Genomic DNA, 25024 nt, shown 5'->3' with positions numbered 1-25024 from the left:
GCGGTGCTGGTGGCTCGTGGTAGACGCTTGGTAGATGCTTAAGTAAAAACGGATACTAAACGACCGTCAGCAATGACGTATTTGAGGAAATAGTAAAATGTCAGAAAACAACGCGTCAAATCCCAGTTTTGCCCGCTGGTGGCGTCAAGTCTTATTTATTCCTATATTGCATAGCAAATGGTTAACAGCAGCAGCCAAAGCACGTTTGACAGACGAGGTGACCCGTGCAGAGCGAGGGCATCGCGGTGAGGTGTTTTTGATTATAGAAAACCATCTGCCGATTCAAGAGGCGTACTATATTGGCTGTCGCGAACGTGCGATTGAGTTGTTTAGTGAGTATCGAGTTTGGGATACTGAAGAGAATACGGGCGTCTTGGTGTATGTCAATATTTGCGAGCACCAGTTAGAGATCGTAGCTGATCGTGGTATCAGTGCTCATGTCAGCCCCACCGTTTGGCGGGCGATGTGTGATAAGGCCGTGTCAGGTATTGCCAATCAAAAAACCGAAGAAAGCTTGGCTGAATTGTTAGATGAAGTTGGGCAAGTGCTGCGTCAGTATTATCATTTGGAGCAGGATCCAGCGGGTAACGAGTTGTCTGATACTGTGGTGTTTTTGAAGTAACGTAGATGAGGGAATCTGATGGCTTGTTATTTTGCTAGCATCGTGTTCTTTTATAGGGTTTCGGCATCAATTACAATATAATAGCGCCTCTAGAAATCGAGGGTGACTGATATATTGCTCAAGCGTCTATACAGGCTTTGCATTTATAAAGACACTTCTCAAAAGCACTTCTCAAAAGTACTCTACTACAAAAAGCCGTCACTGGAATCCTATGATTGATTTAATAAAGAAATTACCAAAAGCTGAGCTGCATTTACATATTGAAGGCTCACTAGAACCTGAGCTGATGTTTAGATTGGCAAAAAAGAACCAGATAGAGATTCCTTATAAAAATATAGAAGATGTGCGCAACGCCTACAACTTCACCAACTTGCAAACCTTTTTAGATATCTACTATGCAGGCGCAAATGTCCTGATCACTAAAGACGATTTTTATGATTTAACGTGGGAATATATACTTAAGTGTGTTGAAGATAACGTCATTCACACAGAGATATTTTTTGACCCGCAGACGCATACTGAACGAGGTATACCTTTTGAAGTGGTGATAACAGGCATCAAAGAAGCGCTTGCAGATGCCAAAGAAAAATATGGTATCACCTCTTGTATTATCATGTGTTTCCTAAGGCATTTATCACAAAAAGAAGCGTTTGAGACCTTAGAGCAAGCACTGGTATTCAAAGATGACATCATCGGTGTCGGTCTTGATTCGTCAGAGCTGGGCAATCCACCATCGAAATTCAAAGATGTCTTCAAAAAAGCTAAAGAAGCAGGTTTTAAGCTGGTCGCCCATGCTGGTGAAGAAGCAGATTTTTCGTACATTTACGAAGCACTGGACTTATTAAATATCAATAGAATTGATCATGGTGTGCAATCGATAAAAAGCCCAGAGTTGATGCAAAGACTTAAAGACGAGCAAATGCCGCTGACCGTTTGCCCGAACTCAAATATTGAGCTGAAAGTCTTTGATCATTACAAAGAACACAATATCAAAGAGCTGCTAGATTATGGTCTAAATATCACCATAAACTCAGACGACCCAGCCTATTTCAAAGGTTACATGAATCAAAACTTTATAAATATATGCGAAAATTTACCGCTAACAGAAGATGATGTTGTTACTTTGGTAAAGAACTCCTTTAATGCCTCATTTATTAGTGATGAATTAAAAGCAGCATATTTGGCGAAAGTTGATCTGGCACTAAAGTAAATCAACTATGATTAGGTTTTAGTACCCGAGGCTTAACGGTTGATATCAATCGTTAAGCCTTTTCTTTTTTACACAGTATGCTTTTTAGGTTCAAGCGACTTAAGTTCAGGCGACTTAAGTTCAAGTGACTAGAGCGCAGTGATTTTCTGGATTAATAACGGCATAATCACACCAGCTTTTTCTGCTAAGGTGATATCCACAATAGTATTCGGCGTTGGATTGGGATTTATCTCAATAATTTTGGCACCATTTTGCTTCGCTAACTGTGCGAGTCCAGCGGCAGGATAGACGAGACTGGAGGTGCCAATACTGATAAATACCTCGCAGTTCGCCGCCGCATCTTCTGCCGTTTGCCATGCTTGTACTGGTAATGCTTCGCCAAACCAAACGATATCTGGTCTGATATAGCCATCGCAATGGCGACAGGTCATCAGTGTGTCATCAAAATTGATTGTATCCTCGCTATGATACGAACCCCTCGATTGACTTTGGCAGACTGTTTCGCATTGACTACAGCGGTTATGCCACAGATTGCCATGCAAATGAGTTACCGTACTGCCAGCTTGCTCATGTAAATCATCAACATTTTGAGTGATAAGTGTTAATGATTGATTGGACGACTGAGTATGGTATTGCCACTGCGCTAGGGCAAAATGTGCAGGATTCGGTTTTTTATCTGCGACCAATTGCCTGCGCCATTGATACCATGACCACACCAGTTTTGGATCACGAGTGAACGCCTCAGGTGTCGCCAATTCTTCCACACCATAGTTTTCCCACAAGCCTGTTTGCTTATCTCGGAAAGTTGGAATGCCACTTTCTGCTGAAATCCCTGCACCCGTTAAGATGCAAATATGCTGTTTGGATGTCAATAATTTAGCAGCAAGTTCTACTTCTGCTATTAACGCTGGTGATAATTCTGCTAACATGAGCCAACCCTTGCTAATAATGGATATCTCTTCTAATGATAGATGGAATTTGGTGGCTTGTCATATTGTTTGCTGTTATTGCCGCTTTATGGTTGTTGGCAAAGTCACGCGGCGTAAAAGTGGGTGAGACAATTCATAATAAATCGTCTAAAAGCGTGAAAAAACCTATTAATGACGATTTGCAAAAAACATCCGTGCTGATCAAACAGTATTTTCCTGATTATCGAGTCACACGCAAGACCAATCATTTATTGCTCAGTAAACAAGATAAAAAAATTGCAATGATTACGATGGATAAGAAAATTGCTTCAGGTCAGCGCCTGTTGGGTAACGTGCCCGTGATTAATTATCATCGTGTGCCTAACCGTGCCCAGCTAGCGGCTAATTTGCAGCAAGCAGAATAGGCGAGTGTTATAAGCAAAATGCCTATCATATAAGAGAACTGTTTATCAATAGACGAGCACGCACGGCGAAATCCGCAAATATTTTGAGCGCGGGGTTGATGTATATTTGAGATTTAGGGTGCTACTAGGGAAGGATGAAACAAATATTATAAATACGATGATTGGTGCGCTCGGCGGGAATCGAACCCACGACCCTCGGCTTCGGAGACCGATACTCTATCCAACTGAGCTACGAGCGCATAAAAATGGCGTACGGTATTATCAACATCATGCCTAAACGAGCGTTATGAGCAGTAAATATGTCGAAAAATAAAGACCGCTTAGTCTAACAAATAAAATCCATAAAGCCAATGAATGAAGACAGTGATTGATGTTTTTTAAGAAAAAACAGGATAGTCATTAAACAAGCATGGCAATCTACCTGCCTTTTCCCTTATAATGACAGGGAGAATTCATATTTATAATCACCGATTACAAGTGTGCTAGTACGCGGGATGGCTGTTTGCTATTGATAACTATTTGGTTGTCAAAGGAGGACAAGCAGAATGTCTGAGCCGTATAAGCCTTTGTATATGTAATAAGAGAACGTGACGAATGAGAAAAGTAGTTATGTTATCGGCAGCTGCCATTCTAGGAATCGCTAGTATCGCGGTGAGCCAAGCTGAAAGTGTTGTAGACACTCCTGTAACTGTTTCTGATGTAGCAGCAGCGCAGGAAGTGGTAGCAAATGCGCCTGAGCAATTGGGTGATGATACCCAAGCTGCTGCAGATACGACTGATAGCGAGGCATCTGCCGCAGAAACTGCCGCTGCCGCACCTGCGGTTGATGAAGAGCCTATTCCGCAAGATACGCCGCAAGTGCAAAAGCTGATTGCTTTGTATCCTAACTTAATTGCTCGCATTCAGCCAGTTGCTAAAGTGTGCTTTGAAGACGATGAAGTTTGTGATGTGACGGCACGTGCCGCTGGCCCAGCAGCGGGTGATGGTCCTCGTGATGGCAAAGCAGTATACAACGCGGTATGTCAGACTTGTCATGCGGCAGGTCTACTTGGCTCACCAATCTTAGGTGACGCTGGTGCATGGGGACCACGTATCTCTAAGGGTAAAGAAACATTATATACTCATGCTATCAATGGTTTTAACGCCATGCCTGCTAAAGGTGGTGCTGATATCCCTGATGAGGAAGTTCAAAACGCTGTCGATTATATGGTTGGTGAAGCAAGCTAATTATATTGAATATCTGGCTAAGCCTTTTACCCTATATATCAGTGGAGCGCCTATTTCATTAAATGAGATAGGCGCTTTTTTAATGATGAGTATTATCAATACAGTACTTCTAAGGCATTACAGTTGAAATTCACCGATACTAGCCTCACTTTATGACACTACACAGTCTCTTCTGTCTATTTATATTCTAAAAACGATTTTACATAAATTTATAACCAATAAAGAGGTTTTCATGTCTGAGGTACCAGCACTTGCTATCCAGAATTTATCCAAAACCTATAGCAATGGGTTTTCGGCACTCAAAGATGTCAGTTTAACCGTCCCGCAAGGGGGTTTTTTTGCGTTACTGGGGCCAAATGGTGCTGGTAAATCAACCATGATTGGTATTATTAGCTCGCTTTTTAAACCAACCACTGGCAGCGTAAAGATATTTGGCACCGACTTACTAGAGAACCCATCTGTCGCTAAACAGTATCTTGGTATCGTCCCACAAGAGTTTAATTTTAATATGTTCGAAAAAGTCGAAGATATTTTGATTACACAGGCCGGTTACTTTGGTATTCCTGCCAAAGAAGCACGCCCACGGGCAAAACGATTATTAATGGCGCTAGGTCTGTGGGACAAGCGCAATAGCAAATCACGTGAGCTATCAGGTGGTATGAAGCGCCGATTGATGATTGCAAGGGCGCTGATTCATAAGCCAAAATTATTGATTTTGGATGAGCCAACCGCTGGGGTAGATATCGAGTTACGCCGCTCTATGTGGGAGTTTATGCAGCAGATTAATATCGAAGAAAACACCACGATTATTCTGACGACTCATTATCTTGAAGAAGCGGAGCAGCTGTGCAAACGCATTGCAATTTTGGATCATGGTGAAATTCGTATTAATACTGAGATGAAGGACTTGCTAGCGCAGCTATCGGTTGAGACTTTTGTTTTTGATTTGGAGACACCGCTTACGCGTCAATTGGTTTTGGCAGGAGTGACAGACACATCGCAGCCTGATGATCAGACGCTTGAAGTCACACTGACTGAAGGCGAATCGTTGAATGGTGTTTTTGACCAGTTATCCGAGCAAGGTATCACGGTAGCCAGTATGCGTAATAAAGCCAACCGACTAGAAGAGCTATTTATGCGCTTAGTAGACAAAAATATCCAAAGTGCAGACAGCATGAAGGAGGCAGGATTGTGAGTCAAGAAATGATAGATCCTAATAAAACCATGTCATGGAATAAAAAGTGGATTGCTTTTCGCACCATTTTGTTAAAAGAGGTTCGCCGAATTCTGCGTATTTGGCCACAGACCTTGCTGCCCCCAGTTATTACGATGAGTCTCTATTTTGTCATCTTCGGTAAGATGATCGGCTCGCGTGTCGGTGAAATGGGCGGCGTACCATACATGCAGTTTATCGTGCCTGGCCTCATTATGATGTCGATTATTACCAACAGTTACTCCAATGTGGTATCGAGCTTCTTTAGTGCCAAATTCACCTCCAGTATCGAGGAGCTATTGGTTTCGCCAGTATCCAAACATGCGATTTTAATGGGTTATATCAGTGGTGGTATCTTTCGTGGACTAGCCATTGGTATCATCGTTTCAATAGTCGCACTATTTTTTACCGACCTTGGCATTGAGCATTTATTTGTGACGGTATTTACGGTACTGGGTACGTCTATCTTATTTTCACTTGGTGGCTTTATCAATGCCGTGTTTGCTCGCTCATTTGATGATATTTCTATCATTCCAAGTTTTGTGCTTACGCCATTGACCTATCTTGGTGGTGTGTTTTACTCTATGGAAAACTTGTCACCATTTTGGCAAAATATTTCGCTATTAAATCCTATCGTTTATATGGTGAACTCATTCCGTTACGGTATTCTTGGTTATTCTGATGTGAATGTCTGGTATTCGATGGCGGCTATTTTTGTCTTCTGTGCGGTATTCTATACCATCGCCTATCGTTTACTCAGTAATGGCTCACGTGTGCGCTTGTAGATTAGTTTGTAAAATGTAGCTTGTCACCTTATTATAAGAGTCCAACATTGTTGGGCTTTTTTTATGCAAAAAATTTCAATAAGGCATAAGCTTTTGATAATAGCGGTATTAAGTGGCTTTTCCAATGCTGCTATTGCGGCATCGTTTGCTAATATGGATGATTATGATTGGGTCGTCATGGAGACGCCTGTAGATCCTGCAACGTATAAGTATGATTGCCATAACGACTACAAATATGAAACTTATGATGCGCTACAAAACTGTCTTTATAACTTGAGGGAAGATGCGGATAATGCGCTTAGTAAGCAATGGGGTATCAGCGATAAAGTCGTTAGAGAGAGAAATGCGATTTATATCAAAGTTGCTAATCGGAAAAACCCACTAGTATTTGTTGATTACTCCAGTCCTTATGAGGAGGATTTTAATCCTTATTATTCGCTACAAGACTACGATAAATCACGGAAATTACTGACAATACATCAAATATTTTATGAAGGAGAGAGCTTGACGGTAGTTAATTTGGTCACTGGGTTTTGGCAAAATTTTAGTCTCAGAAAGCTAAGTATCTCTCCTGATATGAGATATATAGTCGGTTTTGAAAGTGAAATGGGGGCGACGGAACACGTCAATATTTTGGAGCGACAAGATAGCGGTTACTATGAAGGCTACTATAAACAAGTCTATAGCAGTAGTGACGATTCAAAAAACTACGACAGTCATAAAAAGTTTTATCAAGCAGATAAAGCACAGCAGGTTTATGATAGCGAAACCTTTACTTGGGTAAATGATGATAAGTTTTATGCAGATTCTTTTTATAAGTTGAATGAAGCGGATTCAGCGGCTTTTAGAGTACGATATACCTTTATTAAAAATACCTCAACGAATAAGTGGCAACTGTATGAAGGTAGTAGGTAAATGATTACTATCTCTCATCACATAAAAGCAGCGTTGACTGTCGCAGGACTATTTATATTGACCACAATAGCAGCCTTAGATGCAAATGCAGCACCTTCAGCTTTAGAGCCATCGACAAGTGAAGAGGTATGGATAAAAGTCCCTGCGCCTGTAGCGATAGACTGGTATGAATACAGCTGTCGATACGATCACACTAAATATCGAACGTTTAAAGATTATGAAAACTGTATTTTTAAATCGTTAGGGCAAGTTGATAATTCGCAAAGCCGAAAGTGGGGCTTAAGTGACAGAGTCGTTCGAGAAAAAGATACCATTTATATTAATACACCCAACCATAAGCAGCCATTGGTATTTAAGGATTATCTTGAACCGTTTGAAGAGGAACATAGCGCTCACTATGAATTGCAGTACTACGATAAAGTGCATCATTTATTACAGTTACTACATACTATGTATGAGACTCAAGCGACTGTCATTGTCGACTTAAACACAGGGCGCTGGCAAGAGCTGTATGCGACCACTCTTAAATTTTCTAGCGATATGAATCAAGTGGTAGGGTTTAATGGTAGGCAAGGTATGACCAAAGATATCATGATATGGGAGCGTCAAAAAGGGAATAATGACGGACGCTATGCAACGATATTTGCTAGTAATGAATTATATGAACAAGATTATGATAATGACAAAAAACATGAGGTATACGAAGCGCGAGATATCAGTTGGACAAGCGATAATAAAGTTAACGTTGATTTTTATTACAGAGTCAATCCCACTGACACGGTAGCATTTCGCGTGCGCTATATTTATGCGGCTGATAATAAAGAGGGTAAATGGCAGAGAGTTTTACCTGATGTTAATACCAACGATTAAAAAACAATAAAAAGGTCTAGCTCTCATATGCAAATAACTCTATCAGTAGCCACTGAAATTCGCATCTGTATGACGAGTGCAATACTGCTAATGCTGTCAATGCCAGCACAAGCAGACCTGCCCCAAGCGACGACGGATGACTATGTTTGGGAAATAATAGACAAGCCCGTTTATCCTAACTGGGGTGAGAATTGCAGTAGTGAAGATGAGCGGATTTATCAAGATTGCTTAGATAAAAGCTTGATGATTTATAATCAAAGACTCATCAAGAAATGGGGTTTATCAGAATACATTTCTCGCAAGATAAACAAGACTATCATAAAGGTACCAAATCATGGCCTTATCATATTGATGGACGATTTTGCAGAAGGGGAAAAAGAGCTTAGATATGTTTATCTTTTAGACCATTATGATGCAGATAACAACTGGCTTTATTTATCTGGGCAAATATATGAGACTAACAATACAGTATTGATTGATTTAGATTCAGGCTTCAAGCAAGAGTTTGAAGGATCGCATTTGACATTTTCACCAGACATGACTTATGCAGCCACGGTTAAAGTTGAGTTTCCAGAAGAAGAGGTTATCATTTGGAAAAAGGACAAGTACGGTAGCTATCAGTATGATAAGAACAATATGGATTATGGAAATTTTCGGCAACATTTCAAGTTTTATGACAGTCGGAAGTATAGTCCAATGCCTTACAGTGCAAAGCTTGAATGGGTTACCAATAATAGCTTATTGGTAGATTTTTATTTTAATATGAATGAGCATGACACTATTGCTTATCGAGTACGATTTAATTATGTGAAGACAGAGCCCACATCAGACTGGCAAATGATTCCCATAAAATAGCCCATTGCTGTAAAATAGCGTGTTTTCGTTTTATTATATTTAAGCATGAAAGGTAAGTAACTTATGAGTATTCACGGTATCTTGGGTGAGCAAACCACTGACTATCCAACTGAGTATAGTCCAGAAACCTTGTATCCTATTGCCCGCAGTATGGGGCGTGATGTCATTGGCTGGCAAGACGATAAATTAATGGTTGGCATCGATTGGTGGCAGGCATTTGAGCTGTCTTGGTTAAATCCGCAAGGACTCTCGCAAGTTGCGATCGCACGCTTTGGCATTCCGGCCAGCTCGCCATTTATCGTTGAGTCAAAGTCACTTAAGCTCTATCTAAACAGTATCAACTTTACTGAATTCGCTAGTTGGGCAGAAGTACAAACGCTGATTGCTAAAGATTTATCAGCCTGTGTACAAGCAGACGTGCAAGTTGAGTTGTTTGGCTTAAATGACGACCTGCATAATAAGACAACAGGGTTATTGGTGGCTCAACCTGAGGGTGTTTGTATTGATGACGCGCTTGCTAATACTAGCGAAAAAGTCGCACTGTGTGAGCATCCTGATGCGTCATTGCTAAGTAGTGATAAAGATTTAAACAGTAGCTCTATTTTAGAGAATACTGGCACTGAGCCTTATACTTTTTATTCTAATTTGCTGCGTAGTAACTGTCCGGTGACCAATCAACCAGATTGGGGAACGTTGGCAGTATCGATTATGACGGATAAGCCCATTAATACGGCTAATATACTGCGTTATATTTTAAGTTTCCGTCAGCACAATGGTTTTCATGAGCAATGTGTCGAGCAGATATTTGCTGATCTGAGTCGATATTATGAGCCAAGTGAGCTGATGGTTCGCGCTTGGTATACACGCCGAGGCGGTATCGATATCAACCCTTGCCGTGTGAGTGATATAACCTTGCTACCTAAACCAAGTCGTTTGATTCGCCAGTAGATTTGGTGCTTGCTCATACTCATCAAATGCGTTTATATACTCATATAGGTAGATGTTATTTTGCTTTGACTCGGAGGTATATATGAAAGGCGCCACTGGTTTTTTGACGGTGCTAGCGGCAGCTGCTTTGTCTATTTCTCTCATGCAATCGGCACAAGCAGAGTTTATAGAAAATCAATATAACTGTGAAAATGCTTATATGGAAGTGGCTTATGATTGTGGTAACGATGCGATTGTAGTCGAAAAAAATCGCCTTAATAAAATTTATATGAGTGCTTATCGTACTTTGAATACGACACAACAACAGCGCTTGGATAAAGAACAGCGTATATGGTTAAAGGATCGTAATGATAAGTGTGACTTTGAATATGACGGTCCAATGAATAATTCTGTGGTATACGCCCAGATTAGCGCTAATGTTTGCACCGCTAATGAGACACAGAAACGCAGTAAGGTCATTGCTAAAAGATATAATATTAAGTAGTTTTTTTTAGCTATATTACACGCGAAAAAGCGCCTATCTCATTTAATGAGACAGGCGCTTTTTATGGCACAGTTTTAACGAGTAAAACTATTTGCCGCTTACTTTTGCAATGACGTCTTCACGGCTCAGCATTTGCTTTTGTGCTTCACGGCGATTGACGTATTCGTACTGGCCTTCAGCCAAGTTACGGTCTGAAACCACGATACGATGAGGAATACCAATCAATTCAAGATCAGCAAACTTAACGCCGGGACGCTCGTTACGATCATCAAGAAGTACATTGATGCCTTGTGCTTTTAACTCTTCATAGAGTGCCGTCGCTGTCTGCATGACGGTCTCTTCTTTTGACTTCATCGGTATGATAGCGACTTCAAAAGGAGCGATTGAATCATTAACCGTTGGCGTCTGTGGCCACATGATACCGTTTTCATCGTTGTTCTGTTCGATAGCAGCGGCAATGATACGGCTCACACCAATACCGTAGCAACCCATCATTAGGGTCACAGGCTTACCATCTTCACCAGATACGGTAGCATTTAACGCTTGCGAGTACTTATCACCCAACTGGAAGATATGACCGACCTCGATACCACGTTTGATTTTTAGGCTGCCTTTACCATCAGGAGAAGGGTCGCCTTCCTGCACATTGCGTACATCAACGACACGAGTAATGCTCGCATCACGCGCCCAGTTCATACCAGTGGTGTGTTTATTGACTTCATTGGCACCGCACACAAAGTCTGACAAAGTTGCTGCCGAACGATCAACGAAGACAGGCATATCCAAATTAACGCCAATATAGCCTTTGTGCAGACCAGCAGCTTTCAGTTCTTCATCAGAAGCCATTGTCAGCGGTACATTGGCCTCTTCGATTTTCTCAGCTTTGATCGTATTTAGCTGATGATCACCGCGTAATACGATAGCGATAAGCTGTGGCTCATCATTTTCGGTATGACCATGGACGATTAACGTTTTGACCGTCGTTTCTAATGGTAAGCCTAAATGTTCAGCAACCATTTTACAGCTGGTCATATTTTCCGTCAGGACGTCTTCGCGCTCCATCTTCGGTGGCTGACGCTCAGCGGTGCTCACTGATTCAGCAAGCTCAACGTTGGCCGCATAATCAGAAGAATCAGAGAAGGCGATATCATCTTCGCCGCTGTCTGCCAATACATGAAATTCATGTGAAGCAAACCCACCAATAGAGCCTGTATCTGCCTGTACTGCACGGAAATCTAAGCCCAAACGGGTAAAGATACGCGTGTAAGCGTCATACATATCATGGTAAGTCTTTGCCAATGAGGCTTGGTCAACGTGGAACGAGTAAGCATCTTTCATGGTAAATTCGCGGGCGCGCATCACACCAAAACGTGGACGAATCTCATCACGGAATTTGTTCTGAATTTGGAAAAAGGTGATTGGTAATTGTTTATAACTACGCAGCTCGCCTTGCGCCAGATTGGTGATGACTTCTTCATGCGTCGGACCTAATACAAAATCGCGATCATGACGGTCTTTGAAGCGCAATAGCTCAGGACCGTAATCGTTAAAGCGTCCGGTCGTTTGCCAAAGCTCAGCAGGCTGGGTCATCGGCATGAGCACTTCTTGTGCACCAACTTCTTGCATCTCTTCACGAACAATACGTTCGACTTTTTGCAAGATGCGTAGCCCCATGGGCAACCAAATATATAACCCAGAAGCAATCTTTCGAATAAGACCGGCACGCACCATCAATTGACTTGAGGCGATATCGGCATCACTTGGGGTTTCTTTTAGAGTGGCAAATAAAAATTGACTGGCTTTCATAAATAAAGCGTAACCTTATCAACGATAAAATAAATAAGAAATAGTAGGATATTGAGCGTGTGCTTTGATGGCCGACGCAAGCTTACCTTTGTATCACTTGGTAATAGTCTAGGACATGCCTAGCTAAAAAGTACTGCGACAAACAGTACATGAATAGAAAGTGCGTTCATAAAACGCCTTACAAAAAAGGCTGGAACTTTTCATTTTGTATTAAAACGTTGATGTTGGCAGCGTCATACTTTACGCATAAAGACCAAAAAAATAGATGTACGCCAACATTTTGCTTATACAATCTGACTATGTTAGGTAAAGTTAGCCTAAGACGCAATGACTTTTTGTTTTTTCAGACAGAACGTGACTTAAACGAGCAAATGAGGTCACTACAACTCGATTATTTACCAGTTTTTAGGGTATTTATAGTAAATGGTAGCGCTAGTCATTATGTAGCGTATTGGTAGTTATTACTTGAAGTTGTTGCTCAAAAGTAGCATTTATCATTTAGACAGTTATTTGTTATACGTTTAATAAAAATAAATGATAAAACTCTGAGGGTGTTTATATGAATAATCCTGACAATCGATCTCCTGTTAATAATGATGCGACTAACTCACAAGCGAAAAAACCCATTGCGATGATGTCGTGGATGATATTGCTCATCGGTTTAGCAGCTATCGTCTTTGCTATTTATAGTGTGCAGAATATAACCAAGGAAGAGCCGATAGAAACCATTACTCGTGAAGGCGTGGTCACACAAATTCAAAAGTTAAATCGTTTGGAAACGGTGGCGTTCAGTGTCGATACCGTCATTACCAGTCAACGTCCTGGCAGTTGGATGAAGCTGTGGCAAGACGAGCAAAAGGGTTTGTTTATCGCGCGCGGACGAGTGGAGGCGGGGATTGATTTAAGTGCACTTACCCCAGAGATGGTACAAGTGGTGCAGCCTGAAATTAACGTCGATGAGGTACAAGAAGCGGGTGCTAATACGCCAGTCTCAGTGATGCCGCAAATCAATATTACCATCCCACCATCAGAGATATTTTCAGTTTATCTAGACGATATCGAGATTTATGATTGGCAAACAGGTGCTTTTGGCATGATGCAAGTCGATCCAAAAATATTGCAACAAGCGCAAAGTATGGCAAAAAAAGAAGTACTCGAACGCGCTTGTCGTGGTGATGTCATGAATATGGCACTAGAAAATGCGCAAACCCAACTGCAACAGCTATTTTCGTTAACTGGCGCAGTTGTGACAGTAACGACTCAAGGTGCAGGCGCGTGCCAGATGCCAGTAAAATAATGCATACATAATTTTATTAGAGCCATAGACTAGATAATCATACGTTAGCTTATTCATTGGAAACACTTAAAGTAACGCCATTTATATTGTATAGTAGAGCTTATCTATTATTCATAATCAACTTATGAATTTCGTTGGTAATATAACCCTATATAAAGGGTGGCGTATATGACAACTCTTAATAATAAACCGTCTTCTAAGCCTGAACGTCAGCTTAATAAGCGCCCTAAAGCAAAGGAGTCGCTTTCTTTTGCGACATGGGTGCTGTTAATTATAAGCTTCACTCTACTAGCCTATGCCCTATACATTATCCAAACCCGCATATTATAAGCAGCCAGCTGATACTAGGGCGTGTCCTCAATTCAATCGATTACTTTCTAAATGGGCTAAAAATAGCTAAATTTTGCCAAACATCGTCAAATAGTTTCTTAATATCTCGATATTATGTGCGCTACTTTCCTTGTTTGACGGTAATTTATCTCATTTTTATCACCATTTTTAAAATGAGGACACGCCCTAGGAAGGGTACATAATGTGATTAAAATACAATAGCTAATAGCTGAAACTCTTAGTAAATTGAGGCTTTAGTATTGATGTAATGCGTCGCTATTTTTTAAATTCAGCAATCGCTAATTGGCGAGCCGCTTTATGTTCGACTATCGGTAATGGGTAATCAATATCAGCAAATTTACCGCCCTTTGCCAGTGCTTGACGCATTTTATCCTCGCTATGCAAGATAGTGGTAGGAATGGCTTTTAGCTTAGGCAGCCACGTCTTGATAAATTCGCCATCGGTATCGTGGGTTTTGGCTTGGCTAAAAGGGTTCATAATGCGAAAGTAAGGTGCAGAGTCGGTGCCAGTCGACGCGCTCCATTGCCAACCCCCATTATTGGAGGCAAAGTCGCCGTCTATCAGCTGCTGCATAAAATAACGCTCACCTAAGCGCCAGTCAATCAATAAATCCTTGGTCAAAAACATCGCCGTGACCATCCGCAAGCGATTGTGCATAAAGCCTGTCGCATTCAGGCAGCGCATTGCCGCATCGACTAACGGCACGCCAGTTTTACCTATGCACCATGCCTCAAAATCGTCTTGATTATATGACCAGTTAATTTTGACATCAGTCTCATGTTTATAAGCTTGATGGCGAATCAGCTCGGGCTTATAGTCTAAAACATGGCGATAGAAATCTCGCCAAGCCAGCTCACTTATCCAGCGGTTAATGTCGTTATTATCAGTGTTGTCAAAGCTATCCCCGCTGTCTAAGGTGTCACCGTCATTCCCATGTAATTCTCCCAGTGCTTTGCTTAATTGTAGGGTAGCTTGTAAGTAGCAAAGTCTGGGGCTGATTGCGCCAATAGTCAGGTAGGCAGATAGCTGACTGGTGGCATTTAAACTGGGTACATCGCGACTGATATCGTAGTTATCAATATCCTCAGCGATGAAGTCCTCTAAACGCTGGCACGCCGCCGCTTCGCCAGCAGGGTAGGCTGCCCGAGCGTGCTCAAGCTGTACGTCTATATCCATGTGCTCTAATAAACCAGCATTTTGCAGTGCCTTTTGATAATCTTCGACTACTTCTTTACTTACTCTTTCTATATCTTCGATAGTAGCACTGGCGTTTGAGACTTCTAGTTTGGCTTTAGTGTTGCCATTTATGGCGTATGCCTCATGCATTTGTATGGTGCTGATATCCAAGGTATGCCGCCATTTTTTATAAAATGGGGTAAACACCTGATACATGCTGTCATCGTTCGTGGTGATGGTTTGTGGTGGCAAGATACATTGATCATGCCAGCGGATAAATTCTATATCGTTGTTTGCAAGATTTTTGGTTAATTGCTCATCACGCTTAATCTCATTGCCTTCGTACTCGTGATTTGCCATCACAGTGCTGATCTGGTTCGCGCTACAGATATCTAGCATCGCCTCAACACAGTCAGTAAAGCTTGGACAGAGCTGTACTGTTAAGTGGATATTTAATTGCGTTTGCAGAGATTTGGCTAGGATAGGCAAGGTGCGTGCGATATGGTCGAGCTGTGTCAGCGACATGTCATGTGCTTGCCATTGTTCAGGCGTCACGAAGTAAATAGCGCTTACTGAGGCGTTATCCGCATTTGCCTGCTCGCAAAGCGCAGCTAGCGCGGTATTATCATGAACTCGCAGGTCATGACGAAACCACATTAAATAATGTGCTGGGTTTACGCTAGTGGCATCGTCGCTATTGTTGAAGTTGCTTGTTTCGGTGCTATCTGTACTATCGGTGTTATGAGACGTTTCCGCCGCCGTTTTAGACATTCAACTATCCCTCTATTAATCAATCGCAATCATAAACAAAACTGGTAATAAAAGTATGCTAGGATAAGTTTTTGGATGCAATGGATTTACCATTCAATTAACAAATCCTCATATTTACGCTTTAGCGTTGGCAATTGACGTTTACTTGCCGTCAATGTAGCGAAGACAGTCTAATAATGTCGTACTGAGTGTTATATCTAAGGTCACATCATGCACGTTAAGTTTTGCGGATTTACCCAGCCTAATGATATTAAAATTGCCGCCCAGTTGGGTGTTGATGCGGTTGGCTTGGTATTTTATCCGCCCAGTCCACGCGCTGTCACTATCGAGCAGGCGCAATCGTTAAGTGCTTCTTTGCCAGCTTTTATAAGTATAGTGGCTCTAGTGGTGAATATGCCGCGCGCAGAGCTGATAGAATTAGCGAATCAGGTCGCTTTTGATATCATTCAATTCCATGGTGATGAAACACCGGAGCAATGTGCGCAGCTGGCCAGTGCGGTCAATAAACGCTGGATAAAAGCGCTGCGTATCAATGCTGACCAACACACTGCCGCTAGCGTAAGCGCCGAAATTAATGAGTTTGCCGCCGCTGGCGCGAACAGTATCTTATTGGATGCTTACCATCCCCATAAATATGGCGGCACAGGGGCACGTTTTGATTGGAGTCTGCTACCGCAAGACAGCTCGCTACCTATTATTTTAGCGGGCGGACTGGATGCCGATAATGTCGCTGCCACTTTAGACTTGCCTATTTATGCGGTCGATGTCAGCGGTGGGATTGAGTCTGACAAAGGCAAAAAAGACGCTGCCAAAATGCGTGCCTTTATGAAAGCGGTAAAACGCGACCGATGGCAAAATGAGACGCTTGGCGAACCTTCGAATATCAGTAACTAGTTTTTTAGCCGTGAATTTTTATCCGTTAAATAGCTAATTACTTGGAAAATTTTCCCCTTATTTATCTTAAAAAATACCACTTATTATAGTAGGAATTATCATGAGTCATGTCGCGAGCAAAGATCTATCTACCACTGCTAAAGCTATCAATACCTTCACCAATCCAGAGAACGTGCAAGATTTCAATCAATATCCTGATGCCCGTGGACATTTCGGCGTGCATGGCGGTCGCTTTGTCTCTGAAACCTTGATGGCAGCACTAGAAGAGCTAGAAACGTTATATAACACAGTCAAAAAAGACCCTGCGTTTTGGGAAGAATATCACAATGATTTGGTCAACTATGTCGGCCGCCCAACGCCTTTATATCATGCTAAGCGATTGAGTGATGAGATCGGCGGTGCGCAGATTTATTTTAAACGTGAAGACTTAAACCATACTGGCGCACATAAAGTTAATAACACCATTGGACAAGCGCTACTTGCCAAAATGAGTGGTAAAAAACGCATTATTGCGGAAACGGGTGCAGGTCAGCATGGCGTAGCGACGGCGACAATCGCCGCGCGCTTAGGGCTTGAATGTATCGTTTATATGGGCGCGGACGATGTCGAGCGTCAAAAGATGAACGTCTATCGTATGCGTTTGCTCGGTGCAACAGTGGTACCAGTGACTTCTGGTTCACGTACCCTAAAAGATGCCATGAACGAAGCCATGCGCGACTGGGTCACCAATGTCGATAGCACGTATTATATTATTGGTACGGTTGCAGGTCCACATCCTTATCCGCTATTGGTACGCGATTTCCAAGCGATTATCGGTAAAGAAGCACGTATTCAGCATCTGCAAATGACGGGTAAATTACCAGATGCATTAGTCGCTTGTGTGGGTGGTGGCTCAAACGCTATTGGCTTGTTCTTTGATTTCTTAAATGATACTGACGTTAAAATGTATGGCGTTGAAGCAACGGGTGACGGTATCGAAACGGGTCGTCATTCAGCACCATTGGCTGCTGGTCGTATCGGTGTACTGCATGGTAACCGTACCTATCTGATGGCCGATGATGAAGGTCAAATTCAAGAAACGCATTCTATTTCAGCGGGTCTTGATTATCCTGGCGTTGGTCCTGAGCACAGCTTCTTAAAAGACATGAAGCGTGTTGAATATGTGGGCTGTACTGATAAAGAGTCGTTAGAAGGCTTTCATGAAGTCACGCGCAAAGAAGGTATTATCCCTGCGCTCGAATCTGCGCATGCCATTGCTTATGCATTGAAGCTAGCTAAGACGATGACCGCTGATCAAACCATTATCGTTAATATGTCTGGTCGTGGCGATAAAGACTTGCATTCAGTGATGAAGGCGGAAGGGATTGAGTTGTAAAAGGACGTTTTTTTTGAAGACAGATATGGTGGACTTAGTAAACTTAATAAACGATAGGTTTATTGAGTTTACAAAGGAGCAGGTATTTTCTAAAGAAACCGATGACTTTCTAGGCTTTGCTCAACAAAAATTTAAGCTAAATTCGAAAAATGATTGGAACGAAATTATTGCTTCTGAGGATATTTTAGAAGACTCTAATGAAGCCTTAAAAAGTTTTTTGAAGTTTGGTTTATCAGGTCCTACCAAATATAATGATTTGGGTGAGAAGTATCTGAGATTATATGGAGTTTTGAATGCTGTTTACCAACAGCAACAAGCTATTCTACATATATTTAAGCTATTCAATTGTCCAAATCCAAAATCTATAAAACAAGAATTCAATAATTTATCTATAACACAAGCTCGTCATAAGCTAGGTGCTCATAGTATTAATTATACTATCCAAGGTGATTCTGAGACTGAAATGTTTGTACCTGTTAGATTACAGTTCGATGACTATGAGCTGACATATTTTAACCCTAAAAATGACGAAAGTAATAATATTGACCTTAAGTTAACTATTGAAGAGCATAGCAAACTAATCTGTAAGACTTATTTATTGATAGCTAATAAAGTTATTAAGACAGTCTACAAGGGTAATATCAGTAAGCAGGAACAGGTATTATCTGGTTTCAATAATCTAGAAAAGGTTATGAATGGAGCATGGTTAGTACAAGGTCAAAATGGCGACACTATTATCAATATAAAATTTAAATAATAACTTGTCTGAAGAGATAGATAACTAAAGAGACCACTATGACCCGTATTGAAAGCACTTTTGAAACCTTAAAAGCACAAAATAAGAAAGCACTGATTCCTTATGTCATGGCAGGCGATCCTAATCCAAGTAACTTCGTTGGCTTGCTACATGACCTAGTGAAGCACGGCGCCGATATGATCGAAGTAGGCTTACCGTTCTCTGATCCGATGGCAGATGGCCCAGTCGTCGCTTTAGCTGGAGAGCGTGCATTAGCCGCAGGTACGAGTACACGTGATGCCCTAAAAATGGTCGCGGAATTCCGTCAGCAAGACACGCAGACCCCCATTATTTTGATGGGATACCTCAATCCCGTGGAAATCATTGGTTACGATAACTTCGTTGCGTTATGCGAGCAGTCAGGCGTTGATGGTATTTTGATGGTTGATTTACCACCAAGCGAGGCGGGCAGTTTTACCCAGCATTTGACTGACCATGCGATGAATGAGATTTTCTTACTCTCACCAACGACTTTGCCTGAGCGCCGTGAGCAAGTATTGACCCATTGCGGTGGTTATATTTATTATGTGTCATTAAAAGGCGTGACGGGTTCGGCAACGCTTGATACTGATGATGTTGCGACTCAAGTGCAAGCGATTAAAGCAGCGACTGATTTGCCAGTATGTGTGGGTTTTGGTATTCGTGATGCAACGTCTGCCAAAGCGATTGGAGCGCATGCGGATGGTATTATTGTCGGTAGTGCCTTGGTTCAAAATTTTGCTGATATAGATGCAAATGATAACACTGCGGTTGCCGCGGCTCAGCAAAAAATCATGGCAAAAATGGATGAGCTACGCGGTGCACTTGATAGTTTGAGAGCCTGAGTTAAATAAAGTTAAATTATCGTCACTTAAATCGTCATGGCAATATGAATAACAATGTTTATAAAGACAGGGTTAAATGACTTTGCTAAAGTTAGTTTACGTGTGTAAACTAACATCACATATAAATTGTTACAGTTTCACGTAAGCGTGCCTTATAACTGTAGCTTTATAGCTGCGAAAGTTATGAGAATATGTGACGATTAAACTGATCCTTATAAATCGATTCTTAGGGACAAGCGCATGAGCCAGCTTGTCGATAAGCCTTTGATAATGGCGAATAATATGACTGATACGATAATAAAACCTGATATGACGACTCCGAACCATACTGAAAAAAGCAACGCTGAGCCAAACGGTAATACTGCTGGGCAATCGTGGTTTAATCGCCCGATACCGGGTATTAAACAGCAATTGACAGCGCCTTTGACAGCAGTAGAGACTGAACCGTCAACTAAGTGCAGTAATTGTCATTCGATGATTACCAACACGGCGCTGATTTTTAACTGCTATGTTTGTCCGCATTGTGATCATCATTTACCGATGAGTGCTCGTGAGCGCTTAAACTGGTTGCTCGATCAGGTAGAAGGCGAGCTAGGTCAACAGTTTACTGCCAAAGATCCGCTAAGCTTTGTGGATAGTAAGCCTTATCCGCAGCGTATGACCGAAGCACAAGATAAGACAGGCGAGTCTGAGGCGCTAATTGTGATGTATGGCAAGCTACGCAACCTTGATGTGGTTACGTGTGCCTTTGATTTCCGCTTTATGGGCGGCTCTATGGGCTCTGTCGTTGGTGACCGTTTTGTCCAAGCAGCTGAAAAAGCGCTTGAAGATAAAGTGCCTCTAGTATGCTTTGCTGCTTCTGGTGGAGCGCGTATGCAAGAAGGTTTGCTTTCTTTGATGCAGATGGCTCGTACTGCCGCCGCGATTGAGCGTTTGCGAATTGCTGGCGTGCCCTATATCGTGATATTGACCAATCCTGTTTATGGCGGTGTGACTGCATCGCTCGCTATGTTAGGTGATATTCATTTAGCAGAGCCAAAAGCCATGATCGGTTTTGCTGGTAAGCGCGTGATTGAGCAAACGGTTCGTGAGACACTAGAAGAGCCGTTCCAGCGCGCTGAGTTCCTACTAGAGCATGGCGTGGTCGATGAAGTGGTACATCGTCATCAACTGATTGATACCATTTATCGTTTGCTGGCAAAGTTAAGCAACATGCCTAATGTCGATGCTTAACTTGCTCAGTGGCTTGACTCATAGATAAGTGAGTTTATCACTGCATATTATTTAGCAGCAGGCTAAACTTTTCTTACAGAGTAAAATCAATCAATAGCATTTATCGTCAATCGCGGTAAATGCTATTTTTGCTTTTTGGGCAGGTAGTTATATACTGTCTCTACTTTCTTAATGAATGCTTTCTTATCGACCATTTTTTATTCAAATATTTCAATATAGGTTCTGTCAATGACTGATTCTCTACTTTCTAACTCTAACACTCCCAATAATCACTCTAGCTTGACCGAATGGCTCGATTATATGCAACAGATTCATGTATCGGCAATAGATATGGGGTTGTCGCGAGTTTTGCCAGTTGCTGAGGCGTTAGGCGTGGTACAGTCAGCCAAAGACGATGCTTATGTATTTACGGTGGCGGGTACGAATGGGAAAGGCTCAACGACCGCTATCATCGCGCAGATGTGCCAAGCAGCAGGTTATAAAACGGCTCTGTATCAATCACCGCATCTAAGTGTATTTAACGAGCGCGTGCGTATCAATGGCGAGATGGTCAGTGACGAGACGTTAATTGATGCCTTTAGCAAAGTAGAAGCAGCGCGATTAGCATGTGAGCTGACCTTGTCATTTTTTGAGATGACCACGCTTGCCGCATTATTAATATTTGCCGAAGCGGACTGCGATGTTTGGGTGTTGGAGGTCGGGCTGGGTGGGCGCTTAGATGTGGTCAATATCATCGATGCTGATATGGCAGTGATTACCAATATCGCTATCGATCATGTCGATTGGCTGGGTGACAATGTCGAAGATATTGGGCGTGAGAAAGCAGGTATCTTACGTGATGGTATCAGTGTGGTTTATGGCGCTACTGTGATGCCAGTCAGTGTGCAGCAAGCCATTGATAAGCATCAGGCGACCTGTTATCAAGTTGGGCGAGATTTTGATTATCGTGAAGTGGATGCAAGCGCTTGGCAATATAGCAATGCTGCTGTCACCATGCAGTTACCGCGCCCAGCACTATCATTGACCAATACTGCCAATGCATTATCAGCAGTGCTTGCAAGTTCGTTGAATATCGATAGCACTGCTATCGAGCAAGCATTACAAACGGTCAAGCTCGCCGGTCGCTTTGATTATCGCGAGACCCATAATCGCCATTGGTTGTTCGATGTCGCGCATAACGAGCAAGGCGTTGAGTTTTTATTGGCGCAATTATTACCGCTTTGGCAACAGCATCTAGCCAATCAAAATAGCTTTGATGCTCTTAATCAAAGCAGTAGTCAAAACAGCAGCCAAAAAAACCAAGCTGAACGCAGACCTGCCAGCATTAAAATGCTATTTTCTATGTTGGGTGATAAAGATATCAATAAAGTCGTGCAGCATTTGACGATAGCGGGCTTACCGATTAGCGATTGGTTTGTCGCTGAGATTGATTATCCACGTGCTGCGAGCACCGAGCACCTGCAAGGTATTCTATCGAGCTATGTCGACAATGCTCAAATACACGAATTTAAACGTTTATCAGAAGCGACCGATGCAGTTATCAATGCCAGTCAGCCGCAAGACCTTATCGTGGTATGTGGCTCCTTTCATACGATCGGCGAGGCACTGGCAGCACTGACGGTTGATAATTAACATTAAAATGGTGCTTATTTAATGTTAATCTTAGCAGTAGCATGATGGCAGACAGTATGAAAAATATGCTTTATAATCAAAGTGATTTGGCAAGTTGCTCTATAATGGCATTAAACGCTTGGCATAACATTTAAAAACGGATGGACGCAACTGGTGGCAATGACACCTATCAAGGCTATTAAAACTATCTAAACACAGTTTTGAGACGACAGTTGCGCCGCTCAATCAACCTTATTACCAACTAAGAGACGTAAACGGATGAACTTTTCGAGACAAGCCTTATTGGGCATTGGGATGATTATCGGCGGTAGCGTGATGCTATACGCCATGGTGCAACAGATTGGTGATAGTAATGAACCACAACCAGCGTCAGCAATGGTAGATAAGCCAAGCCCTGAGCAAGAGTCTCCTCAGCCGCTGACGACGGATATCGAGACTGAAAAACGTATCTTGGCAGAAAAACAAAAAGAGCGCGCTGCTCGTGTTGCTGAACAAGAAAAACGTGCCCAGCAGTTCTTAACTGAACAGGAAGCCGCTGAGGCGGAAGCATTGGCAAAAGCCCGTGCAGAAAGTCAGCAGTATATGGCCAGTAGCGCAGCAGCTGCTGAAGAGAGTGACAAATCCAAATCCGACGCGGAAAAAAATGACGCTACAACGCCAATAAAAAAGACTAGCGCTGCTGAGTCAGCTGAAAGTGAGACAAACACTGGCAACCAGCAAAAAGCTGCCCAAGCGCAACAAGAGGCTCAAAGGCAAGCGGCGATTAAAGAGCAGGCTGCCGCCAAGAAACTAGCAGACAGTAAAAAAGAAGCGGAAGCAAAAAGACAAGCGGATGCTAAGAAACAAGCGGATGCTGCGGCTGAGAAAAAACAAGCGGCAGCAGAAGCGGCTAAAAATGAGCCACCAAAATCGCCTTCTGATTATCAAGTTAAAAGAGGAGATGGGCTGATTAAACTGGCGCGGCAATACAATATGCCAGTAGAAGTGTTGGCACAAGCGAACGATCTGTCACCGTCGACATCGCTACAATTGGGTCAAAACATTACCATTCCATCACGTAAGCAAGTGGAGCGATTAGCACGTGAAGCGGCAGCGGCTGAGCAGGCACGTGAAGACAAGCGTCAGAAAGAAGAGGCTTTAGCCAAAAAATCAGCGGATGCTAAACGTGAAGCACAGCAGAAACTCAGCGAAGCCCGTAAAGAAGTCAAAGAAACTGACGCTAAAGGCAGCTTTGGGGTGCAAGTAGCATTGGCAAACGATCAAGCCAAAGCGGATGAGCTGGCAAAGAAATTTAAATCCGCAGGCTACCAAGTTAAGACCAGCCCTACCAGCCGCGGGGTTCGCGTCATCGTCGGTCCTGAGCGAGGTAAAGTGGCGGCATTAGCGTTGAAAGATAAAATCAATAGCGATCCTAAGGTCAATACGACCAGTGCTTGGGTTTTATACTGGCGCTAAAATAGCATTAAAATCACGATAATCGGATGACTGTTATTGCTAAATAAACAGCAGAGTCTTGGTTAGATTTTATTGTTTTATCTGAGTTTTATTCAAACACGACATTTATTGTCGTGTTTTTTGTTTTAGTGTTTGCTGATTGGCGTAAGCTTAGCTACGATGTGCGCCGATTGCCCCTGATTTTTTCTGTATAACGGGTCAGCCTATAAGGGCTGCCCTGTCGCAGTTGAGTATATATGTCACTTTATGGAAGTCGTCATACATATTTGGCTGCCTTAATCATGTATAAGGTAAAACCATGTCATTTGGTGTTATATTTTTAATATTGGCCGTTGGGTTTTTAGGGCTGATTACTGTACCAAAGCTATTGAAAAAACCCCCAGTTGTTGAGCCTGATCCAAAGCCAGTACGCGGTGATGAGTTGGCTATTTGGCCGTTTGCGCCGATGCCGATTATGACGGATACGGAAGTCATTTTCTTTAATAAGCTAAAAAGTGCGTTGCCGGAATATCATATTTTCGTTCAAGTTCAACTGTCACGTATTATCGAAGGCAATAGCAGTGAGGCGTCCGAGCGTAGCTTTTGGTTCAATCGTATCTGTCGTCAAAGCGTCGATTATGTGATTGTGGATATTGATGCGCAGACCACGCTGGTTGCTATCGAGCTTGATGATTGGACACACACGAGTAAAGCGCGTCAAAAGGCGGATGACAAAAAAGACAAAGCCCTTGCTAGTGCCGGTATCGCTATTGTGCGCTTTCACGCTGAGCGCATGCCAAGCGCAGATATGCTCAGGTACGAGCTGATGCAAGTGATTGAAAATTATTGATAAAGTATCTTTGGCGGGCAGTCAAGATTAGTCGCAACAACGGCATTTATTTTTTTGTGTAACATTGCTGTTATATTCGTTTACTTTATAGATAAGTTGTTTGGTGGTGTATCAAAAAGTATG

Annotated in this window: 23 protein-coding genes and 1 tRNA gene; 20 read left to right on the top strand and 4 right to left on the bottom strand. The window is 42.4% G+C overall.

From position 1 onward, the window contains the following. Nucleotides 1-97: 97 nt before the first annotated feature. Both B2575_RS03395 and B2575_RS03390 read left to right on the top strand, forming a co-directional pair. Complete coding sequence (locus tag B2575_RS03395) at nt 98-622, top strand: TPM domain-containing protein (protein WP_296240131.1); 525 nt, start codon at nt 98-100, stop codon at nt 620-622. Between the two features lie 211 nt (nt 623-833). Then, nucleotides 834-1832: an adenosine deaminase gene (locus B2575_RS03390; RefSeq protein ID WP_296240129.1), complete on the top strand. Its 999-nt coding sequence runs from the start codon at nt 834-836 to the stop codon at nt 1830-1832. 128 nt (nt 1833-1960) lie between these two features. Here B2575_RS03390 and B2575_RS03385 read toward each other — a convergent pair whose 3' ends face one another. Beyond that, the gene (locus B2575_RS03385; RefSeq protein WP_201553199.1) at nt 1961-2761 is read right to left on the bottom strand and encodes an NAD-dependent deacylase; all 801 of its coding nucleotides are present in this window, start codon (nt 2759-2761) and stop codon (nt 1961-1963) included. Between the two features lie 35 nt (nt 2762-2796). Between B2575_RS03385 and B2575_RS03380 the strand changes: the two genes are divergently transcribed. Continuing rightward, nucleotides 2797-3165 (top strand): hypothetical protein, encoded by a 369-nt coding sequence (locus tag B2575_RS03380; RefSeq protein WP_045454568.1) that lies wholly within the window; start codon nt 2797-2799, stop codon nt 3163-3165. A 162-nt stretch (nt 3166-3327) separates the two neighbouring features. Here B2575_RS03380 and B2575_RS03375 read toward each other — a convergent pair. Next, a tRNA-Arg gene (locus B2575_RS03375) sits at nt 3328-3404 on the bottom strand. 355 nt (nt 3405-3759) lie between these two features. Here B2575_RS03375 and B2575_RS03370 point away from each other — a divergent pair. The 8 genes from B2575_RS03370 to B2575_RS03335 all read left to right on the top strand — a co-directional run bounded on the left by B2575_RS03370 (nt 3760) and on the right by B2575_RS03335 (nt 10462). Further along, nucleotides 3760-4392 carry a c-type cytochrome gene (locus B2575_RS03370; RefSeq protein WP_045454534.1) on the top strand — a complete coding sequence of 211 codons (633 nt, stop codon included), beginning with the start codon at nt 3760-3762 and terminating at the stop codon, nt 4390-4392. A gap of 232 nt (nt 4393-4624) precedes the next feature. Beyond that, complete coding sequence (locus B2575_RS03365) at nt 4625-5587, top strand: ABC transporter ATP-binding protein (RefSeq protein ID WP_201540399.1); 963 nt, start codon at nt 4625-4627, stop codon at nt 5585-5587. A gap of 29 nt (nt 5588-5616) precedes the next feature. After that, complete coding sequence (locus B2575_RS03360) at nt 5617-6390, top strand: ABC transporter permease (RefSeq protein WP_045446727.1); 774 nt, start codon at nt 5617-5619, stop codon at nt 6388-6390. 63 nt (nt 6391-6453) lie between these two features. Beyond that, nucleotides 6454-7305, top strand: a complete 852-nt coding sequence (locus B2575_RS03355) for a hypothetical protein (protein WP_296240125.1) — start codon at nt 6454-6456, stop codon at nt 7303-7305. Further along, nucleotides 7306-8175 carry a hypothetical protein gene (locus B2575_RS03350; RefSeq protein ID WP_296240123.1) on the top strand — a complete coding sequence of 290 codons (870 nt, stop codon included), beginning with the start codon at nt 7306-7308 and terminating at the stop codon, nt 8173-8175. A 99-nt stretch (nt 8176-8274) separates the two neighbouring features. Further along, on the top strand, nt 8275-9030 hold the full coding sequence (locus B2575_RS03345; protein ID WP_296240122.1) for a hypothetical protein: 756 nt from the start codon (nt 8275-8277) through the stop codon (nt 9028-9030). 63 nt (nt 9031-9093) lie between these two features. Then, complete coding sequence (gene queF / locus B2575_RS03340; protein ID WP_296240121.1) at nt 9094-9978, top strand: NADPH-dependent 7-cyano-7-deazaguanine reductase QueF; 885 nt, start codon at nt 9094-9096, stop codon at nt 9976-9978. 82 nt (nt 9979-10060) lie between these two features. Continuing rightward, the gene (locus B2575_RS03335; RefSeq protein ID WP_045446550.1) at nt 10061-10462 is read left to right on the top strand and encodes a lysozyme inhibitor LprI family protein; all 402 of its coding nucleotides are present in this window, start codon (nt 10061-10063) and stop codon (nt 10460-10462) included. An 87-nt stretch (nt 10463-10549) separates the two neighbouring features. Here B2575_RS03335 and B2575_RS03330 read toward each other — a convergent pair whose 3' ends face one another. Further along, nucleotides 10550-12268, bottom strand: coding sequence for a proline--tRNA ligase (locus tag B2575_RS03330; protein ID WP_296240118.1), 1719 nt, complete (start codon nt 12266-12268; stop codon nt 10550-10552). Between the two features lie 559 nt (nt 12269-12827). Between B2575_RS03330 and B2575_RS03325 the strand changes: the two genes are divergently transcribed. Then, nucleotides 12828-13565 (top strand): DUF4230 domain-containing protein, encoded by a 738-nt coding sequence (locus B2575_RS03325; protein WP_109591506.1) that lies wholly within the window; start codon nt 12828-12830, stop codon nt 13563-13565. Between the two features lie 606 nt (nt 13566-14171). Here B2575_RS03325 and B2575_RS03320 read toward each other — a convergent pair. Then, nucleotides 14172-15863 carry a cryptochrome/photolyase family protein gene (locus B2575_RS03320; RefSeq protein ID WP_296240116.1) on the bottom strand — a complete coding sequence of 564 codons (1692 nt, stop codon included), beginning with the start codon at nt 15861-15863 and terminating at the stop codon, nt 14172-14174. A 210-nt stretch (nt 15864-16073) separates the two neighbouring features. Here B2575_RS03320 and B2575_RS03315 point away from each other — a divergent pair, with 210 nt between their 5' ends. The 8 genes from B2575_RS03315 (at nt 16074) to B2575_RS03280 (ending at nt 24901) form a co-directional block, all read left to right on the top strand. Further along, on the top strand, nt 16074-16757 hold the full coding sequence (locus B2575_RS03315) for a phosphoribosylanthranilate isomerase (protein ID WP_045454504.1): 684 nt from the start codon (nt 16074-16076) through the stop codon (nt 16755-16757). Between the two features lie 172 nt (nt 16758-16929). Further along, nucleotides 16930-18132: a tryptophan synthase subunit beta gene (gene trpB / locus B2575_RS03310; protein ID WP_296240134.1), complete on the top strand. Its 1203-nt coding sequence runs from the start codon at nt 16930-16932 to the stop codon at nt 18130-18132. 13 nt (nt 18133-18145) lie between these two features. Further along, nucleotides 18146-18889, top strand: coding sequence for a hypothetical protein (locus B2575_RS03305; RefSeq protein WP_296240114.1), 744 nt, complete (start codon nt 18146-18148; stop codon nt 18887-18889). A gap of 38 nt (nt 18890-18927) precedes the next feature. Next, a complete protein-coding gene (gene trpA / locus B2575_RS03300) occupies nt 18928-19752 on the top strand; it encodes a tryptophan synthase subunit alpha (RefSeq protein WP_296240112.1) in 825 nt (274 codons plus the stop codon). 270 nt (nt 19753-20022) lie between these two features. Beyond that, nucleotides 20023-20985 carry an acetyl-CoA carboxylase, carboxyltransferase subunit beta gene (gene accD / locus B2575_RS03295; RefSeq protein WP_296240133.1) on the top strand — a complete coding sequence of 321 codons (963 nt, stop codon included), beginning with the start codon at nt 20023-20025 and terminating at the stop codon, nt 20983-20985. Nucleotides 20986-21213: 228 nt separating this feature from the next. Further along, nucleotides 21214-22617, top strand: a complete 1404-nt coding sequence (locus tag B2575_RS03290) for a bifunctional folylpolyglutamate synthase/dihydrofolate synthase (RefSeq protein WP_296240110.1) — start codon at nt 21214-21216, stop codon at nt 22615-22617. A gap of 258 nt (nt 22618-22875) precedes the next feature. Continuing rightward, the gene (locus B2575_RS03285; protein ID WP_296240109.1) at nt 22876-24072 is read left to right on the top strand and encodes an SPOR and LysM peptidoglycan-binding domain-containing protein; all 1197 of its coding nucleotides are present in this window, start codon (nt 22876-22878) and stop codon (nt 24070-24072) included. A gap of 298 nt (nt 24073-24370) precedes the next feature. Next, nucleotides 24371-24901 (top strand): DUF2726 domain-containing protein, encoded by a 531-nt coding sequence (locus B2575_RS03280; protein WP_055125260.1) that lies wholly within the window; start codon nt 24371-24373, stop codon nt 24899-24901. Nucleotides 24902-25024 lie beyond the last annotated feature (123 nt).

Origin of the sequence: Psychrobacter sp. UBA6739 (assembly GCF_002453835.1) — a bacterium.
In the GTDB taxonomy this organism is placed as follows: domain Bacteria; phylum Pseudomonadota; class Gammaproteobacteria; order Pseudomonadales; family Moraxellaceae; genus Psychrobacter; species Psychrobacter immobilis_A.
The sequence above is the reverse complement of the archived record's forward strand: the minus strand, read 5'-3'. Positions and strand labels throughout refer to the sequence as shown.